Raw genomic sequence first — 17,386 nt, 5'->3', positions numbered from 1 at the left:
CGACCTGCGCATCGCGGAAACCCAGTCACGCGATACGCCCATGACGGTTTGCCTCGTTTTCGAGGTATCCGCGCTCCGGCAGCAAGCCGGACTCGAACGGGAACAGCACCACCCGACCCGGTTAGATCGATTTGAGCGGCGCGCGCCGATCCGTTATCCTGCCCTGACGTTCAACATCGCCTTCCCATCGACTCCGATGCTCTCACTTTCCCCACGCGACACCGCGATGCTCAACGGCGATCTCGGCGATGGCCTCGCGCTCGCGATGCGCATTGTCGCGGCGACGGCACGCGTCATGGACGCCGACGCGCTCATCGATATCTCGTCCGCGCATATCGACGGTTGCCTTTATCACGGCGCGGCGAGCCTCGATTTCGTCGAGCGCTTCGTCGCGAGCGGCGCGAAGGTAGCCGTGCCGACCACGCTCAATGTCGGCTCGCTCGATCTGATCCATCCGGAGCTTTTTCGCGGCGATGCCGAGGTCGCCAGCGCGGGCAAACGGCTCATGCAGGCGCATATCGAGCTCGGCTGCGAGGCGAGCTTCACGTGCGCGCCGTATCAACTGAAGCATCGTCCGAAGCTCGGTGATCAGATCGCGTGGGCGGAGTCGAATGCGATCGTCTTCGCGAACTCCGTGCTCGGCGCGCGCACGAGCCGTTACGGCGATTTCCTCGATCTCGCCGCCGCGATCACAGCTCGCGTGCCGAACGCGGGCCTGCACGTCGCGGCGAATCGCGCGGCGCGCATCGTGATCGCCGCGCCGGATCTGCGCGCGTCGACGCATCGCGATGCCGATTTCGCCGCACTCGGCTTTCTGCTCGGCAGCGTGGCGGGCGCGACGGTGGCCGCCATCACCGGCCTGCCCGAGGACACCACCGAAGACGAACTGAAAGCACTCGGCGCGGCCGCCGCATCGAGCGGCTCGGTGGCGCTGTTTCATGCGGTCGGCATCACGCCGGAAGCCGCGACCCTCGATGCCGCGCTTCAAGGGCATGCGCCCGAACGCACGATCGCGGTCAGCGCCGCGGATCTTCATTCGGTGCGCCAGCGCTGGACGCGCGCGTTGCCCGGCGACGCGCTCGCCGCCGTGAGCCTCGGCACGCCGCATTTTTCCGTCGACGAATTCCGTACGCTCGCCGCGCTCTTCGATCGACATTACGGCACGCCGCGCTGCGATATTTATGTGAACACGAGCCGCTTCGTGCTCTGGCAGCTCGAAGAAGAGGGTATCGCGCGCCGGCTGGCGGAACGCGGCGTGCAGATCGTTGTCGATACGTGCACGTACATCACGCCGGTCATGAAGCAGGTGAGCGGACTCGTGATGACCAACTCGGGCAAGTGGGCGCACTATGCGCCGGCCAATATCGGCGTGACGGTCGCGTTCGGCAGCATGAGCGAATGCGTGCGATCGGCGTTCGAAGGAAAGGTGTGCATCGATGAACACGTTTGAAGCCGTCACGCTCGTTCCGGGCCACGCGCGGGCGTCGGGCATCGCGTTGCCGCCGCTCAGTTTCTGGGGCGGTTACGACGCCGAACGCGGCGTGATCGTCGATGCCACGCATGCCGGGCACGGGCAGCGTCTCGCGTCGCGCATTCTGGTGATGCCGCGCGCGCGCGGATCGAGTTCGAGCAGCAGCGTGCTCGCCGAAGCGTTGCGCAACGGCACCGGACCCGCGGGCATCGTGCTCACGGAGCGCGATCTGATTCTGTCGATAGGCGCGATCGTCGCGAACGAACTGTATGCGTCGAACGTGCCGGTCGTGATGGTCGATGAAGCCGCGTTCGCGCTGATTTCGGCCGCCGCCGACGCTCACATCGACATCGATGCCCGCGACGCCGCGCGCGCGGCGTGCGTGCGTCTCATCGCGCCATGATCTTCTCGACCACCGAGATGATCTGCTGCCCCGCCGTTTTCACATGCTGTTCGAGCAGCTTCGCGCCGAGCTTCGCATCGCGCTTTCTGCACGCGTCGATCAGGCTCATGTGTTCTTCGTGCGACTGCTCGCGGATCGGCACCTGCACGACCTGAAAGCGGAAATAGCGGTCGCTGCGATCGTGCAGCACGCGCAGCATCTGCAATGTGATGTCGCGCCGCGCGGGTAGATAAAGCGTCTCGTGCAGACGCCAGTTCAGTTGGCCCCAGACGCCGGAATCGGCCAGATCCATTTCGTTGACGAGCTTTTCGGCCTTCGCGATTTCGGCATCGGAGATATGCGGAATGGCCTGCGAGAAGAGCCACGGTTCGAGCCGCAAGCGAATTTCGAACGTTTCCTGCACTTCCTCTATCGACAACTCCGCGACATACGCGCCCTTGTGCGGCACTTTCGTGAGCAGCCCTTCCCCGGTCAGCCGCGTGATCGCTTCGCGGATCGGCACGCGACTCACGCCGAGTTCGTCCGCGAGCGCCTCCTGACGCAGCACTTCGCCGGGCGCGAGATCGCCCGAGAGAATGCGTTGACGGATCGCGGTGGTGACGAGCTCGACCGTCGTCGTGCGCACGATCCGGTGCGTGGAATCGCTCTCTGTTCGAAGCGGTTTATTGGCGACCCGAGGCATGGCGTTCTTATCGTGCTCTTGCGTGAAGTTGCGGGATCGTAGCACGTCGATTCATAGCAATGTCTCGCGCACCCAGGCGCCGTTCTTCATCACGCCCGCAATGCGCTCGCCCTGCCCCGTCAGCACGCGGATATCCTTCAGGGGATCGCCGTCCACGACGAGCAAGTCCGCGAACGCGCCCGCCGCGACGACGCCGAGCTTGCCCTTCATGTTGACGATCTCCGCGCCGATGGCCGTCGCCTGACGAATCGCCTCGAACGCGCCGACGATATCCGCGCGGATCGAAAGCTCATCGCTCTGATACTGATGCATGTCGCCGAGGAGATCGCTTCCGAGGCCGATCTTCACGCCGCGCCCGTGCAGCATCGCGAGCGCTTCGAGCCCACGCCTGCGCACCGATTCGTTCTTGTCGAGGGTGTCTTTCGCGAGGCCCATCTGCGCGCCGACCTTGGACATCGCGTCATAGGTGACGAGCGTCGGCACTGCGTACGCGCCATGCTCGGCCATCACGCCCGCCGTTTCCTCATCGATCAGATTGCCGTGCTCGATCGTGCGCACGCCGAGCTTCACCACGCGCGCGATCGCCTTCGACGTGTACGCATGCGCCATCACATACGTCTGATGCGATTCCGCTTCCTCGACGGCGGCCTTCACTTCATCGACGGAAAACTGCAGGTTGCCGATGGGATCGGTCGGCGAAGCCACGCCGCCCGACGCCATGATCTTGATGTGATGCGCGCCCGCGCGCATTTCCTCGCGCACGGCCTTGCGCATTTCGTCGACGCCGTCGACGACGCGCCCGATTGCGCCCATGTTTCGATTGCATCCGCACGGGTCCGGGTCGGAGTTGTCGAAGCGCTCGCGAAAATCGCCGTGGCCGCCGGTCTGCGAGAGCGCCTTGCCGGCGACGAACAGGCGCGGCCCCGCGATCACGCCATCTTCGATCGCCCGCGACAGCGCATAGTCCGCGCCGCCGGCATCGCGCACGGTCGTGAAGCCGCGATTGAGCATGCTCGCGAGAATCGGCACGGCGCGCAACACGGCGAACGTGTTCGGCAGACGGCTGTTGTTGCCGAGATGCGCGACCGACGCGATCACGTGCACATGGCAGTCGATCATGCCGGGCATCACCGTCTTGCCGCCGACATCGATCACTTGCGCGCCGCTCGCTTCGACCGGCTCGCGCGTGACTTCACGAATCGTGTCGCCGTCGATCACGATCGCGTAGCGGCCCTCGTCGCGCTCGTGATCGGCGTCGAGCACGCGGGCGTTTTTCAGTATCAGCATGACGTGTTTCTCCCGTTATTTCAGCAGGAATCCGTGTGCGAGGGGATCGCGGTCGTCGACGAAAATCGTGTTGTGGCCCGTCACCCTCGCCCATCCTTCGATGGCCGGAACGATCGCTTCGTATTCGCCGACGCGCGCCGCTTCCATCGGCACGCCTTCGAACACGGTGCCGATGATGCTCTCATGCACGAAGCGCTCGCCGATCTTCAACTGTCCTTTGGCGACGCGCTGCGCCATGCGCGCCGACGTGCCCGTGCCGCACGGCGAGCGGTCGATGGCCTTGTCGCCGTAGAACACCGCATTGCGCGCGCTCGCGCCGGCGACGGTCGGCTCGCCGGTCCACATCACGTGCGAGAGGCCGCGTATCGCCTCGTTCCCGGGATGCACGAACGCATACTTCTCGTTGGCCTTCTGACGCAATATCGGGCTGAGGCGCTGGATGTCGGCGGGCTTCATCCTGTGCAAGCCTTCATAGTTGGGCTGCGGCTCGACGATCGCATAGAAGTTGCCGCCATAAGCGACATCGAAGCGAATCTCGCCCAAACCCTCGACTTCGACGGACAAGTCCTGCGAGTGCAGAAACGAAGGCACATTGACGAGTTGCACCGAATCGACATGCTCGCCATCCATCCGATACCGCGCAATCACGAGACCCGCGGGCGTATCGAGCCGCAGCACGCCGGGTTCGCGCGGCCGCACGAGCCCGTTTTCGATGGCGGTCGTCACCGTGCCGATGGTGCCGTGCCCGCACATCGGCAGGCAGCCGCTCACTTCGATGAAGAGAATCGCCAGGTCGCAGTCCGCGCGCGTCGGCGGATAGAGGATGCTGCCGGACATCACTTCGTGGCCGCGCGGCTCGAACATCAGCGCGGTGCGAATCCAGTCGAACTCGCGCAGGAAATGCGCGCGCCGCTCGATCATGTTCGCGCCTTCGAGAGCAGGCGCGCCGCCTGCGACGACACGCACCGGATTTCCGCAAGTGTGCCCGTCGATGCAGAAGAACGTGGATTTCATCGCGCAAGCGCCCGCACATTCGCGATCGCCTTTTCGACGATCTCGATGGTCCGCTGCCGTTCCGCGCCTTCGAGCATCAGGCGCGGTGCCTTCACGTATTCCGGATAGCCCGCCGTGATGTTCTCCGCGAGCTTGATGTACTGCACGAGCTTCACGTGCGTGTCGAGATGGAAGAGGTCGATCAACGCGCGATAGAGCGCGCGCGCCTTGTCGTAGTCACCGCTCACGGCGTAGTTCAGCAAGTCGACGGATTCCTTCGGCATCGCATTGGCCATGCCCGACACCCAGCCCTTCACGCCGAGCGCGACCGATTCCACGATCAGATCGTCGACCCCGCAGAACACGACGAAGCGCTCGCCGAAGCGCGCATAGAGATCGGTGACGCGCGTCGTGTCGTAGGTCTCTTCCTTGATCGCGACGACGTTCGGCTCATCGGCCAGTTGCGCGAGCAGGTCGGGGCGCATGTCGACGCCATAGCCGCGCGGATTGTTGTAGATCATCAGGCCGAGCTTCGTCGAGCGCGCGATCGACCGGTAGTATTCGACGGTCTCGCGATCGTCCGAGCGATACGTGAGGCCCGGAAACACCATCAGTCCCTGCACGCCGATCGCCTCCGCGTCCTGCGCGAATTGCATCGCGTTGGCGGTGTTCAGTTCCGCGAGACCCGAGATGACTGGCACGCGGCCGTTGACCGTTTCGACCGCGATCTTCAGCACCGTGCGCTTTTCTTCGGGCGTGAGCTGTGCGTTCTCGCCGACCATGCCCATCATCACGACGCCGCCGACGCCGCTGTCGATCAGACGGTTCAGCCCGCTCACGATGGCGTCGCGATCGAGCGAGCCGTCCTGTTTGAGCTTCGTCGTGACGGCGGGGAATACACCTTTCCAGTTCACTTGCATGCTTGCTCCTTCAGTTTAGAAACGCGCGATCGAATAAGGCATGAGCGGCACGCGCGACGTGCGGCCCGCGAGCACATCGGCGACGAGCGCGGCGGTCGTTGCCGATTGCGTGAGGCCGAGATGACCGTGGCCGAATGCATAGATGACCGACGGCATGCGCGGCGATGCGCCGATCACCGGCAACGAATCCGGCGTTGCAGGGCGATGGCCCATCCACTTCGCGGCGTCCGTATCGTCGATGCCGTCGATGAAGCGCTTTCCGAGCGCGAGCAACGCATCGCTGCGCCGATAGTTCGGCGGCGCAGCGATGCCCGCGAACTCCGCCGCGCCGCCGATGCGCAAGCCGATGTCGAGCGGCGTCGCGACGAACTTGCGCTCCGCGAAAATCACCTCGCGCGTGAGCGCCACGCCGTGCTTCGGCAGCGTCGCGTTATAGCCGCGCTCGCTTTCGAGCAACACACGATCGCCGACCGACTTCGCGAGCCCCGCCGACCACGCGCCCGCCGCGATCACGATGCGTCGTCCGTTCACGCGCGTACCGTCATCGAGCAAGACGGATTCGGGCGAGCCGATCGCGCGCGCGACGCCCGTCACGAAGCGCGCGCCGAGCCCGCGCACGCGCTCGCGCAACAACGTGACGACGCGGCGCGGATCGCCGATATGCGACCAGTCGTCGAGAAACACGCCATGCCTGAAGACCGGCAGAAGCGCCGGCTCGCACTCGCGCACCTGCTGCGCGTTCAGCGCATGCCAGCGCGCGCCCAGTTCTCGTTTGAAGGACCATTCGGCCTGATCGGCGGCGAAGGCTTCATCGGTTTCATAGACCGTGAGCGCGCCACGCCGATAATGCGTCGCGCTCGCGCCGATATCGTCGAACATCGGCACGATGTCGTCGTAGACGCGGTTGTTCAGCAGCGCGAGCGCATGCGATATCGCGTGAAAGCGTTCCGGCTCGCTCGCGCGGCGAAACGCCATGAACCACGGCAGCGCCTTCGGCAGATGCTTCCAGTCGAGCGCGAGCGGCCCGAGCGGATCCATCAGCCATTTCGCGGCTTTCGTGAACATGCCGTGCACCGCGATCGGCGTGCTCTCCGTCACCGCGATGCCGCCCGCATTGCCGTGCGACGCGCGATCGCCCTCGAAATCGCGATCGACGATCGTCACGCGCGCGCCCTCGCGCAGCGCCGCCCATGCGCACGCCAGCCCCACGATGCCCGCGCCGATCACGACGACGTCGGCCATGTCTTCACCTGCCATGTCTATTGCAGCGGCGCGTGCGCCGTTTCCTTGATGGTCATGACGGTGATCGTCGAAAGCAGCGCGGCGAGCATCACGAAGTACGCGGGCGAGAGCGGCGAGCCGGTCGCCTTGATGAGCGCGATGGAGATCATCGGCGCAAAACCGCCGAATATCGCGTTGGCGATGCCATAGCCGATCGACATCCAGGTCGTGCGGATTTTCGTCGGGAACAGTTCGGACAATACGGCCGGCCCGACGCCCGAGAAGATGCCGATGATCACGCCGCCCAGCACTTGCACCGCGCCGACGATCGCCGCCGATTTGTACGCCAGCATCAGATGGAAGATCGGATACGGCAGAACGAGAAAGGCGATGCAGCCGATCGCGTAAATCGGCTTGCGGCCCAAACGGTCCGACGCGGCGCCCCAGAACGGAATCGACGCAGTCATCACGATCAGGCCGGCCGTGTTGAGCCAGAGCGCCGTCGACGCATGCATGCCGACGTATTTCGTCGTGAAAGAGGGCAAATAGTTGAGCAGCACGTAGAGCGAGACCGTCCACACGATCACGAGTCCGCAGGCTTGCAGGCCGAGCAGCGCGGGCGCGCGGCCTTTCGTCTTGGGCGCTTCGTCGCTCGCGCTCTGGTAGACGGGCGTCTCCTCGCTGCGCTTGCGGATGATCCAGCCGATCGGCCCGATCACGATGGCGCCGATGATGAACGGCACGCGCCAGCCCCAGTCGAGCATCGCCTGCGGGCTGAGCAGCGTCGTCATGAGCGCGGCCGCGCCCGAGCCGAGCAGCATGCCGCCGAGCGTGCTGCATTGCTGGAAGCTGCCGTAGAAGCCGCGCTTGTTCGGCGGCGCCCATTCGACGAGAAACGCCACCGCGTTACCCAGTTCGCCGCCGACGGAAATGCCTTGCAGCATGCGCGCGGCGACGAGCAGGATCGGCGCCCAGATGCCGATGGCCGCATACGTCGGCAGCAGCGCCATGAAGAGCGTGGCGGCGGCCATCAGCGGCATCACGAAGGTGAGCGTCCACTTGCGGCCTTTCACGTCGCCGAGCCAGCCGAAGATGATCGCGCCGAGCGGACGCGCCGCGAAGCCGAGGCCGAAGGCGCCGAACGTGCCGAGCATGGCGGCGAAGTCGTCGCCGGCGGGGAACATGACTTTGGCGATGACGGTCGCGAGGAACGCGTAGGTGCCGAAATCGAACCATTCGAGAATATTGCCGACGACGGCCGCGGTGACGGCGCGGCTCGACTTCGATGAAACGCGGGGGCTGTCGCTCGCGGCGTAGGGATTCGCAACGGCGTTGGCGCGGTCGGTCATGGTGGCTCCCTCGGGTGAGATGGGATGCTGACCGGGGGATTGTGCGCCTGGATCAAAATTGAATCAAGGATTTTGGATCCAAAATTAATTGCGAACCGTCGTCCGAGAAAAGACGATCTGGCAAGCCTCGGAGCGGCGAGGCTTGCCGTTCGTCTTGGCCGCGCGAGCCTTAGCGAGGGACGAACACGAAAGACATGGACTGGTAATTCACAGGGGCGGAAAGCCGAAGATCCGTATTGCTGTATCCATCGCCCGTTGCCAGTGGTCGCAACTGATTTACCGAACTAGACGAACCCTCAGCGTGAAAGATCGACCCTGTTCTCGACTCGTATTGAACCTGTTGCAAATAGGGTGTCGTAAACAGGATCGTCGTCTTCCGTTTGCTCACGTCGTAGAGCGTGATCAGGTTCGGATCTCCGCTGCTGTCATCGCCGAACAGGATTTGTTCGTTAGTGGCTGCCGCAAGGAACTTTGGCTTTATGACTGGCAAGTCGGTTAGCGTGCGCATGGTGCCACTTGCCACATCCAACTCTGTCAGGTTGCCTTCGGCTGGCGCAGTGAAGAACACGAAATAGGCCTTCTTCGCATCAGGCGTTACCGCAAGCTCAGGCTTTTTATAATAAGTGCTTGGATTCCCGAGTGGAGCAAAGCCGGCCGGATATGATCGCGTGATCGACCCGCTTGCGAGATCGACTCGAAGAATCTCGCGCATACGCGGCCATGTATTGGTATTGTCCGCCAGTATGTAGAGGCCTCCACGATCATCCTTCGCCGTAGCGAACTTGTTGACCGAGTACCCCGGCAGCGCGATTCTCTTCGTCAATTTTCCGGAGTCAGTGTCGATGATTCCAATACTGTTAGGAGGGCTCTGCGTGATGTAAAACTGACGTCCATCCAGCGAAGGCAGGAGGTTGTCGTCCCCGTAGGCCGCCGTGGCCAGTTCATCGGATATGCTCCGGACAGTATTGGTTGCTGTATCGATGGTTGCCAGAAAATACCTCAAGCCCGACCCTTTGCGCAGAGCCACATGCGCGCGCGTTCCGTCACCGCTCGCGAATATCGCATCGAACGAATAGTCAGGAAAATCGAACGTGGCCTTCTCCGCAAGCGTGGTGGCATCGTACGCTGTGACTTTGGCCGGGGCAGAGTAGCCCGACTTCCCGACATAGAAGCTTCCCCTTAAACGCGGCACCCCGTAATACTTCTGCGCCATCGCAATATCCGTCGCGCTCAGCTTCCCATTACCGTTCCACTCCGGATTGCAGTAATTCATGATCGACGCCAGATCCCACGCGCCGATCATCGTATCGCCATTGGTGCCTTGCGCCGGTTCCTTGCACGACGAAGGCGTATCTGCCCGGTTCTGTTCATGCGCAAAGCCCAGCGCATGACCGAATTCATGCGCCGCAACGTTGCGAATGCAATACTCTTCACGGCCGACGCAACTCGGACTCCAGTTCTTGAACGTGAAGTTGAGCGCCATGCCGCCGACCTTGTTGTTCAAGGCCGCGCCCAGGCCCATCGTATGCGGCCCTGATCCAGCGATGTCTTCGACCGTAATCCGAATCCCGTAGTAGTTCGGGTCGTTCGTGCATTGCTGCCATCCCGTGAACTCGACGCCGGACTTTTCCTCCCAGCTATCCGAAACCGCTTGTCGAGTCCAATTCCGTTGCGTGGAATACTGCGCGAAATCGGAACTGCTCATGTCCCAGCACACACCGATCGGAATCTGCTTCCAGATGGCAGTCGACAATGCATATCCTTTTACCGTTGCCCTGTCTGACGCGCTCGATGTTTCCTCAGCGCTCTTCGCGGCGGCGCTCAGAGCACTGCTACCGTTATCGCCTCCTCCGCAGCCACTAAGCAGCAATCCTAAACATATAGCAGGCAACCACCCTCTGATAAATCGCATAATTCTTCTCCTTGGTCTGAAGCCATGCATCCTCGTGCATGCTCGGAGAAGTATATTTTTAATATGTAATCAATTTATCGATTTCATTACACAATATTTCAATGTGCTTTCATCGCTGTTTTAAAGCATGGAATTAACCCTTTTAGCGCACCCCATAAAACATCTGCACCATCACGATATCCGTCGCGCTGAGTTGGCCGTTACCGTTCCATTGCGGATTGCAGTAATTCATGATCGACGCCAGATCCCATGCGCCGATCATCGTGTCGCCGTAGGTGCCTTGCGCGGGCTCCTTGCATGTCGATGGTGTATCGGGCCGATTTTGCTCGTGAGCGAACCCCAGCGCATGACCGAATTCGTGCGCGGCGATATTGCGGATGCAATACTCTTCACGCCCGACGCAGCTCGGACTCCAGTTCTTGAAAGTGAAGTTGAGGACCATTCCTCCTACCACGTTATTCACCTGCGTTCCGAGACCTTGCGTATGCGGTCCGGTCGCGGCGCTGTCTTCGACCGAAATCCGTATGCCGTAGTAGCCGGGCGCGTTCGTGCATTGCTGCCAACCCGTGAACACGGCGCCGGAATGCGCCTCCCAGCTCGCCTCGACCGCCAGCCGACTCCAGGTGCGCTGATTGGCATACAACGAGAAATCGGCATTGCTCAAATCCCAGCATACGCCGATAGGAAGCTGCTTCCAGATCACGGTGGACAATGCGAATCCCTTGTCCGTGGCTTGTATCTGCGCGTTCGATTGTCCCGTCGAGTCCTTGGCCGCGGCGTTCGCGGCGTCGGCACCGCCGTCGCTCCCACCGCATCCGCTAACGAGTATTCCTAACAATAATGCAAATAGCCATGCGCTGATTCGCTTCATCTTCTTCCCCGTCGCTGCTGCCACGCAAAGAAGAAGTATATTTCCGAATGCGCGATCAAACGCGTTTGTTCATTCCATAGTATTCAAGAAGTCCGCGCGAACAACACGCTCACGATCACGCCCCGCTGTGGATGCTCACGCGTCCGAAGCCCGATCTCTCCCCGATGCGCCTGCACGATCTCCCGCGCAATCGCGAGCCCGAGTCCGGTGCCTTCCGTATCGGCGGATGCACGATAGAACGGCTCGAATACGCGGCTGCGCGCTTCGGCGGGAATGCCGGGACCATCGTCGGTGACGGTCAGCGTCACGCTGTGCGCGTCGCGCGTAACGGCGACGGTCACGTGGCCGCCCGCCTGCGTATAGCGAATCGCGTTCTCGGCAATGTTGTGGACGAGCGCCGAAAGCAATCCCTCATGTCCGATGATCCACGCCGATTCGACCAGATCCGCGCCCAGATCGATTCCCCGTTTCTGCGCGAACATCGCGAGATCCTCGATCGCGTTCTGCGCGATCCCGGCGAGATCGACCTTTTGCTTTGCGAGCTGCGTATAGTCCGCCGCTTCGGCTTGGGCGAGCAGCAACAATTTGTTGGTCAGGCCGACCATCGAGCGATTGCTACGCTGCATCGCGGCGAGCGCTTCGTTCAGCGACGGCTCCATCTGCCGATGCTGCCGCGCGAACTGCAATTGCGTCTCCAGCAGCGTGAGCGGCGTGCGCAACTGATGCGCCGCATCCGCGATGAAGCGCCGCTGCGCCGCCACCTGCAGCCCGAGCCGCGCGATGCACTGGTTGATCGCCTCGACGATGGGCCGCAACTCCGTATGCAATCGCTCGACACGCAACGGTTCGAGCTGCATCGGATCGCGGTCCATCACTTCTTTCTTCACTTTCAGGAGCGGCCGCAGTTCGAACGTCAAGCCGATACACGCGAGCGCCACCGCCAGCAACACCATCTCGATCTGCCGCACGAGTTGCGGACGCCATAGCTCGCGCACCATCGCATCGCGCGAAGCCTGCGTCTTGCCGACGGAAACGAGCACGCGGCGGATCGCGCCGTTGTCGTACATCTGGCGCACGAAGCCGACGGCGCGTATCGGCTTGTCGTGCAAGTCGGCGTCGTAATAGTCCGGCGAGTCGCGACCCGCCGCGGCGCGTGCGGGGAAATCGGGGACGCCGGCGAGCAAGCGGCCATCGTCGACGCTCACGTTATAGAAGACCTGATCGCCCTGAGGCGACGCGAAGACTTCGAGCGCGGCCGGCGGAATATCGACGAGCAATCTGCCGTCCGACCATTCGACCTCGCCCGCGATCATGCGCGCCGATGCGAGCAGCGTGTTGTCCTGCACGAGATCCGCCGTGTGGCGCGCGTTGTCGTAAGCGGCCTTGCCCGTCACGAACACGTAGATCGCGAGCGGCACGAGCAGCCACCACAGAAGACGGACGCGCAGGCTATTGGTCATCGTCCTTCTTGCGCAGCAGATAGCCTAGCCCGCGCAGCGTGACGATCGCGGCCGAACTGCCGTCGAGCTTCTTGCGCAAACGCGAAACATAGATCTCGAGCGCGTCCTCGCTCGGGCTGTCCTCGTGCGCGAAGATCGCATCGAGCAGCGACGCCTTCGACACCGTCTTGCCGAGACGCAATATCAGCGCTTCGAGCACGCTGCGCTCGCGCGGCGTCACGTTGAGCGGCACGCCTTTGAGCGCGAATTGCCGCGTGTCGATATCGAACACGAGATCGCCGCACGACACTTCGTTCGCCGTCGACGAAGAGCGCCGCCGGATCATCACCTTCACGCGCGCGACGAGTTCGCGCACTTCGAAAGGCTTCACGAGGTAGTCGTCCGCGCCCGCGCCGAGCAACTCCACTTTCTCGTCGATGGAACCGCTCGCCGTGAGGATCATCACCGGCGTCGCGTCGCCGCGCTGGCGCATGCGGCGCAGCACGTTCTTGCCCGACAGGCGCGGCAAGTTGAGATCGAGCAGCACGACATCGTATTGATTCGCGCGCAGCAGCAGGTCGGCGGATTCGCCGTCCTGCACGGCTTCCAGCACGAACGCCTCTTGTTCCAGCGTCTTCGCGAGCCAGAGCGAGAGCGTCGGATTGTCTTCGATCAGCAGCAGTTTCATGAGCAGTGGCACGCGTGTGCGGAGCATAGCCGGGCGATTGTAGGCGGCAACGGCCGCGTATGAAGCATCGGGTTAACACCCATGTTTTGCGATCGGCATCGAAAGCTGGCAGAAGGTTTCGCGTTTCTATAATCGCCGCACACAATCGAAAAAGCGGGCCCTCTCTGACATCGCGGCCCACACAAGGAGACTCCTGATGCGTACTCTGCGCCAGATCGCTGCTGTATCCGGTATCGCTTTTGCTCTCGCCGCCGCTTCCGTGTCCGCGCATGCCGAGAAGATTTCCATCATGGTCGGCGGGGCCACCAAGATCATCTATCTGCCCGCGAAGCTGACCGAGCAGCTCGGCTACTTCAAGGACGAAGGGCTCGACGTCGAGATCCTTTCGCAGCCCGCCGGCGTCGATGCCGAGAACGAATTGCTGGCCGGCGCCGTGCAGGGCGTCGTCGGCTTCTACGATCACACCATCGATCTGCAGAGCAAGGGCAAGGAGGTGCAGGCGCTCGTGATCTTCGGGCAGGTGCCGGGCGAAGTCGAAATGGTCTCGACGAAGCAGGCCGACAAGCTCAAGAGCATGGCCGACGTGAAAGGCAAGACGCTCGGCGTGACGGGCCTCGGCTCGTCGACGAGCTTTCTCACGCAATATCTCGCCCAGCGCGCGGGCGTCTCGTCGAAGGAGTACACGCTGCTGCCGGTGGGCGCGGACGCGAGCTTCATCGCGGCGATCAAGCAGGAGCGCATCGACGCGGGCATGACCACCGAGCCGACCGTCTCGCAACTGCTGAAGACCGGCGATGCGAAGGTGCTCGTCGACATGCGCACGATCGAGGGCACGCGCGCCGCGCTCGGCGGCACGTATCCGGCATCGAGCTTCTACGTGCAGCGCGCGTGGGCCGAAGCGCACAAGGCAGACGCGGCGAAGCTCGCGCGCGCGTTCGCGAAGACGCTCAACTTCATCGCGACGCACAGCGCCGAAGAGATCACCGAGAAGATGCCGAAAGACTACTACGCGAAGAACAAGGACCTGTACGTGGCCGCGCTGAAGGCTTCGCTGCCGATGTTCACGAAAGACGGCAAGATGCCCGCCGATGGTCCCGATACCGTGCTGAAAGTGCTCGCGGCGTTCAATCCGTCGGTGAAGGGCAAGCATATCGATCTGGCGCGCACGTATTCGAACGAGTATCTGTCGGGCACGGCGACGGCTTCCAAATGAGGCTCGACGCGATGACTTCAACCAGCACGCAAGACACGCCGGCAATCGAGCTGCGCAACGTATCGTGCCGCTTCATCTCGCCCGACGGCCGCGCGACGGTCGCGCTGCGCGAGTTCAGCATGTCCGTCGCGAAGGGCGAGTTCGTCGCGATCGTCGGTCCGACGGGCTGCGGCAAGTCCACCACGCTCAGCATGATCACGGGCCTGCTCAAGCCGACGACGGGCGAAGTGCGCGTGATGGGCCAGCCGGTCGACGGCATCGACCCGCGCATCGGCTTCGTCTTCCAGGCCGACGCTGTGTTTCCGTGGCGCTCCGTGCTCGACAACGTCGCCGCCGGCCCGCTCTATCGCGGCCGCTCGAAATCGGCCGCCTACGACGAAGCGCAGTCGTGGCTGCGCCGCGTCGGTCTCGACAAGTTCGGCAAGCACTATCCGCATCAGTTGTCGGGCGGCATGAGAAAGCGCGTCGCGCTCGCGCAGACCTTCATCAACAAGCCCGAAATCCTGCTGATGGACGAGCCCTTTTCCGCGCTCGACATGCAGACGCGCACGCTGATGCAGGACGAACTGCTGCAACTGTGGTCCGCGAATGCGGGTTCTGTCGTGTTCGTCACGCACGATCTCGAAGAAGCGATCGCGCTCGCGGATCGCGTGTTCGTGCTCACGGCGCGACCCGCGACGCTCAAAAAGGTCTACGAGATCGACCTGCCGCGTCCGCGCATCACGTCGGAGATTCGCTATCACCCGCACTTCATCGAGATTTCGCGCGATATCTGGCACGACCTGCGCGAAGAAGTGCAGATCGGTTGAACCTGCTCCAAAGGAACATCACCATGTCCACGCCTCAACAAGCGATGCCCTCGGGCATCGATCCCGGCGCGCTCGCGCAAGTCGAACGCGAGGCGCAAAAGCGCATCAGGCAGCGCCATGCGCTCGTGATCGGCCTGCGCATCGCGGTGCTCGTATTCGTGCTCGGCGGCTGGGAACTGTCGGCCCGTCTCCACTGGATCGATCCGTTCTTCTTCTCGATGCCGTCCGCCATCTTCGATCAGATCGTCGAATGGTTCGTCGACGGCACCTCGCAAGGGCCGTTGCTCACGCAAGTGTGGGTCACGCTCGAAGAGACGGGGCTCGGCTTCATCATCGGCTCGGTGGCGGGCGTGATCTGCGGCATCGTGCTCGGCCGCAACAAGCTGCTGTCGGACGTGTTCAGCATCTACATCAAGATCGCCAATTCGATTCCGCGCGTCGTGCTCGGCTCGGTATTCGTGATTGCGCTGGGCCTCGGCATGGCGTCGAAGGTCGCGCTCGCCGTCGTGATGGTCTTCTTCGTCGTGTTCGCAAACGCGTTCCAGGGCGTGCGCGAAGCCGACCGCTACATGATCGCGAACGCGCAGATTCTCGGCGCGTCGCGCGCTCAGGTGACGACGTCCGTCGTGATTCCGTCGGCGCTCTCGTGGATTCTCGCGAGCCTGCACGTGAGCTTCGGCTTCGCGCTGGTCGGTGCGGTCGTCGGCGAGTTCCTCGGCTCGAAGCAGGGCATCGGCCTGCTGATTTCGACGGCGCAAGGCGCGTTCAACGCAAGCGGCGTGTTCGCGGCGATGATCGTGCTCGCGGTGGTCGCGCTGGCGGCGGATTATCTGCTGACGGCCGTCGAGCAGCGTCTGCTGAAGTGGCGGCCCACGGCGAGCTGATGCGCTCCATGAAAAAACCCCACGCTTTCAGTAAAAGCGTGGGGTTTGTCGTTTTTGGCGCTCAGCGAAGGCCGACTTCCTTGGCCCTCGTGACGCTGCATCCCGCGTGCTCCATGAACACCACGCGGCTCTGGTTGTTGTAGTAGATCGAATAGCGGTCGGCGCCATGCTTGCCGAAACCGTATTCGGTGCACACGGAATGCCACGGACCCCAGCTTCCGTCAGGCGGGCCGAGATTGTCTTCGACGTCCGCGCGCGTCATGCCCACTTTCACGCGGCTCATGTATTCCTTCGGATCGGGGTCCTTGCTGAAGGCCGAACATCCGCTCAGACCGATCAGAACGAGGATCAGCCCCGCCACGCCACCTACTTTCGACTTGAACATCGCTTCAACCCGCGCAAAGCATTAAAGCTATCGACAGCAGGCAAGCGTGACAATCGACCTAGTCCGAAAGTGTGCGTGAATGTCGTCGCGCGATCTCCGCCGCGCCGATGCACGCCGCCAGCCACGCGCCGCCCGACGCGAAGCCGCCGATCACATCGCCGGGAAAATGCACGCCGATCACGACGCGGCTCGTGCCGATCGCCAGCACGATGAAGCACGCCAGCGCGACGACGAGCGGGTCCCGGCGCGTCGGCGCAAGGCGCAGCAGCATATAAGCGCACATGCCATAGCAGACGATCGAGCCGAACGTATGGCCGCTCGGAAACGCGAAGCTTTCCGGAAGCGGCACCACCGAGCCGGTCGGGCGCTCGCGGCGCATCATCGCCTTGAGCGCCTGATTGAGCAGGCCGCCCGCGCTCGTGACAGCCGCCAGATAGACGGCGAGGCCGAAGCGGCGCACCGAGACGAGCACGCCGCACATCAGCGCGCACAGCAGCGCGAGGAACCAGGGATCGCCGAGATGCGTGAAACCCGCGAACCAGCGCGCGGCCGGCGCGGGCGTGCCGTCGCGGACGGCGTCGAGCAGCTGTTGATCCGCCGATGAAAACGCCGTGCCGTGCGAGATGCGCGTTGCAATGGCGAAGAACACCGCCGCGCCGCTCACGACGACCACGCCCGCCGCCGCCGCGATGACCGAGTCCGGGACGCGCCGGGCGCGCGCGGCGCAGGCCTGGATGACAGCCGCGATCGACGGAACGACGAAGAGCACGATCGCGATGATCGCAAGCGCATGACGCTGAGCGAGCGCCGTGTAATCCATCATGTCCTGTTTCTCCCGAATGGCCCGGCCCGCGCGCGG

General features: G+C 63.2%; 17 protein-coding genes. 5 read left to right on the top strand and 12 right to left on the bottom strand.

Annotated elements, in window-relative coordinates; translation table 11 throughout:
• The first annotated feature begins 196 nt into the window (after nt 1–196).
• Nucleotides 197–1,450, top strand: a complete 1,254-nt coding sequence (locus U4Y90_RS20830; RefSeq protein WP_321797316.1) for an aconitase X catalytic domain-containing protein — start codon at nt 197–199, stop codon at nt 1,448–1,450.
• Entirely contained in the window at nt 1,437–1,874 is a 438-nt protein-coding gene (locus U4Y90_RS20825; RefSeq protein WP_321797314.1) for an aconitase X swivel domain-containing protein, read from the top strand. The genes U4Y90_RS20830 and U4Y90_RS20825 overlap by 14 nt, the downstream gene beginning before the upstream one ends.
• Here the strand turns inward: U4Y90_RS20825 and U4Y90_RS20820 are convergent.
• The 10 genes from U4Y90_RS20820 to U4Y90_RS20775 all read right to left on the bottom strand — a co-directional run bounded on the left by U4Y90_RS20820 (nt 1,861) and on the right by U4Y90_RS20775 (nt 13,236).
• Nucleotides 1,861–2,556 (bottom strand): GntR family transcriptional regulator, encoded by a 696-nt coding sequence (locus U4Y90_RS20820; protein WP_321797313.1) that lies wholly within the window; start codon nt 2,554–2,556, stop codon nt 1,861–1,863. The genes U4Y90_RS20825 and U4Y90_RS20820 overlap by 14 nt on opposite strands.
• Nucleotides 2,557–2,607: 51 nt before the next feature.
• Nucleotides 2,608–3,843: an amidohydrolase family protein gene (locus tag U4Y90_RS20815; protein ID WP_321797312.1), complete on the bottom strand. Its 1,236-nt coding sequence runs from the start codon at nt 3,841–3,843 to the stop codon at nt 2,608–2,610.
• 15 nt (nt 3,844–3,858) lie between these two features.
• On the bottom strand, nt 3,859–4,857 hold the full coding sequence (locus tag U4Y90_RS20810) for a 4-hydroxyproline epimerase (protein ID WP_321797311.1): 999 nt from the start codon (nt 4,855–4,857) through the stop codon (nt 3,859–3,861).
• Nucleotides 4,854–5,756 (bottom strand): dihydrodipicolinate synthase family protein, encoded by a 903-nt coding sequence (locus tag U4Y90_RS20805; protein WP_321797309.1) that lies wholly within the window; start codon nt 5,754–5,756, stop codon nt 4,854–4,856. Before U4Y90_RS20805 ends, U4Y90_RS20810 begins: the two co-directional genes overlap by 4 nt.
• A gap of 15 nt (nt 5,757–5,771) precedes the next feature.
• Nucleotides 5,772–6,998: an FAD-binding oxidoreductase gene (locus U4Y90_RS20800; protein WP_321797308.1), complete on the bottom strand. Its 1,227-nt coding sequence runs from the start codon at nt 6,996–6,998 to the stop codon at nt 5,772–5,774.
• Nucleotides 6,999–7,015: 17 nt separating this feature from the next.
• On the bottom strand, nt 7,016–8,326 hold the full coding sequence (locus U4Y90_RS20795; protein WP_321797306.1) for an MFS transporter: 1,311 nt from the start codon (nt 8,324–8,326) through the stop codon (nt 7,016–7,018).
• Nucleotides 8,327–8,495: 169 nt separating this feature from the next.
• On the bottom strand, nt 8,496–10,079 hold the full coding sequence (locus tag U4Y90_RS20790; protein WP_321797304.1) for an ATPase: 1,584 nt from the start codon (nt 10,077–10,079) through the stop codon (nt 8,496–8,498).
• 301 nt (nt 10,080–10,380) lie between these two features.
• Nucleotides 10,381–10,941 (bottom strand): M12 family metallopeptidase, encoded by a 561-nt coding sequence (locus U4Y90_RS20785; RefSeq protein ID WP_321797391.1) that lies wholly within the window; start codon nt 10,939–10,941, stop codon nt 10,381–10,383.
• Between the two features lie 251 nt (nt 10,942–11,192).
• Nucleotides 11,193–12,569 carry a sensor histidine kinase gene (locus tag U4Y90_RS20780; protein ID WP_321797303.1) on the bottom strand — a complete coding sequence of 459 codons (1,377 nt, stop codon included), beginning with the start codon at nt 12,567–12,569 and terminating at the stop codon, nt 11,193–11,195.
• Complete coding sequence (locus U4Y90_RS20775) at nt 12,559–13,236, bottom strand: response regulator transcription factor (RefSeq protein ID WP_321797301.1); 678 nt, start codon at nt 13,234–13,236, stop codon at nt 12,559–12,561. The genes U4Y90_RS20780 and U4Y90_RS20775 overlap by 11 nt, the downstream gene beginning before the upstream one ends.
• 196 nt (nt 13,237–13,432) lie before the next feature.
• Here U4Y90_RS20775 and U4Y90_RS20770 point away from each other — a divergent pair, with 196 nt between their 5' ends.
• Genes U4Y90_RS20770 through U4Y90_RS20760 form a run of 3 tightly spaced genes read left to right on the top strand, consistent with a single transcriptional unit; the run spans nt 13,433 to nt 16,142 of the window.
• A complete protein-coding gene (locus U4Y90_RS20770) occupies nt 13,433–14,449 on the top strand; it encodes an ABC transporter substrate-binding protein (RefSeq protein ID WP_321797300.1) in 1,017 nt (338 codons plus the stop codon).
• Nucleotides 14,450–14,460: 11 nt separating this feature from the next.
• Complete coding sequence (locus tag U4Y90_RS20765; RefSeq protein WP_321797298.1) at nt 14,461–15,258, top strand: ABC transporter ATP-binding protein; 798 nt, start codon at nt 14,461–14,463, stop codon at nt 15,256–15,258.
• A 23-nt stretch (nt 15,259–15,281) separates the two neighbouring features.
• Nucleotides 15,282–16,142: an ABC transporter permease gene (locus U4Y90_RS20760; RefSeq protein ID WP_321797296.1), complete on the top strand. Its 861-nt coding sequence runs from the start codon at nt 15,282–15,284 to the stop codon at nt 16,140–16,142.
• 61 nt (nt 16,143–16,203) lie between these two features.
• On the opposite strand, the gene U4Y90_RS20755 is transcribed toward U4Y90_RS20760, so the two are convergent.
• Entirely contained in the window at nt 16,204–16,527 is a 324-nt protein-coding gene (locus U4Y90_RS20755; RefSeq protein ID WP_321797294.1) for an outer membrane protein assembly factor BamE, read from the bottom strand.
• A gap of 58 nt (nt 16,528–16,585) precedes the next feature.
• Entirely contained in the window at nt 16,586–17,350 is a 765-nt protein-coding gene (locus U4Y90_RS20750) for a phosphatase PAP2 family protein (RefSeq protein ID WP_321797293.1), read from the bottom strand.
• Between the last annotated feature and the right edge of the window lie 36 nt (nt 17,351–17,386).

This window comes from Caballeronia sp. J97, assembly GCF_905220305.1.
Lineage (GTDB): Bacteria > Pseudomonadota > Gammaproteobacteria > Burkholderiales > Burkholderiaceae > Caballeronia.
This window is presented reverse-complemented; position numbering and strand designations above follow the sequence as displayed.

Excerpts from the sequence above, each read along its gene's own strand:
- U4Y90_RS20830 (WP_321797316.1), top strand. The coding sequence starts at position 197 with ATGCTCTCACTTTCCCCACGCGACACCGCGATGCTCAACGGCGATCTC.
- U4Y90_RS20825 (WP_321797314.1), top strand. The coding sequence starts at position 1,437 with ATGAACACGTTTGAAGCCGTCACGCTCGTTCCGGGCCACGCGCGGGCG.
- U4Y90_RS20820 (WP_321797313.1), bottom strand. The coding sequence starts at position 2,556 with ATGCCTCGGGTCGCCAATAAACCGCTTCGAACAGAGAGCGATTCCACG.
- U4Y90_RS20815 (WP_321797312.1), bottom strand. The coding sequence starts at position 3,843 with ATGCTGATACTGAAAAACGCCCGCGTGCTCGACGCCGATCACGAGCGC.
- U4Y90_RS20810 (WP_321797311.1), bottom strand. The coding sequence starts at position 4,857 with ATGAAATCCACGTTCTTCTGCATCGACGGGCACACTTGCGGAAATCCG.
- U4Y90_RS20805 (WP_321797309.1), bottom strand. The coding sequence starts at position 5,756 with ATGCAAGTGAACTGGAAAGGTGTATTCCCCGCCGTCACGACGAAGCTC.
- U4Y90_RS20800 (WP_321797308.1), bottom strand. The coding sequence starts at position 6,998 with ATGGCCGACGTCGTCGTGATCGGCGCGGGCATCGTGGGGCTGGCGTGC.
- U4Y90_RS20795 (WP_321797306.1), bottom strand. The coding sequence starts at position 8,326 with ATGACCGACCGCGCCAACGCCGTTGCGAATCCCTACGCCGCGAGCGAC.
- U4Y90_RS20780 (WP_321797303.1), bottom strand. The coding sequence starts at position 12,569 with ATGACCAATAGCCTGCGCGTCCGTCTTCTGTGGTGGCTGCTCGTGCCG.
- U4Y90_RS20775 (WP_321797301.1), bottom strand. The coding sequence starts at position 13,236 with ATGAAACTGCTGCTGATCGAAGACAATCCGACGCTCTCGCTCTGGCTC.
- U4Y90_RS20770 (WP_321797300.1), top strand. The coding sequence starts at position 13,433 with ATGCGTACTCTGCGCCAGATCGCTGCTGTATCCGGTATCGCTTTTGCT.
- U4Y90_RS20765 (WP_321797298.1), top strand. The coding sequence starts at position 14,461 with ATGACTTCAACCAGCACGCAAGACACGCCGGCAATCGAGCTGCGCAAC.
- U4Y90_RS20760 (WP_321797296.1), top strand. The coding sequence starts at position 15,282 with ATGTCCACGCCTCAACAAGCGATGCCCTCGGGCATCGATCCCGGCGCG.
- U4Y90_RS20755 (WP_321797294.1), bottom strand. The coding sequence starts at position 16,527 with ATGTTCAAGTCGAAAGTAGGTGGCGTGGCGGGGCTGATCCTCGTTCTG.
- U4Y90_RS20750 (WP_321797293.1), bottom strand. The coding sequence starts at position 17,350 with ATGATGGATTACACGGCGCTCGCTCAGCGTCATGCGCTTGCGATCATC.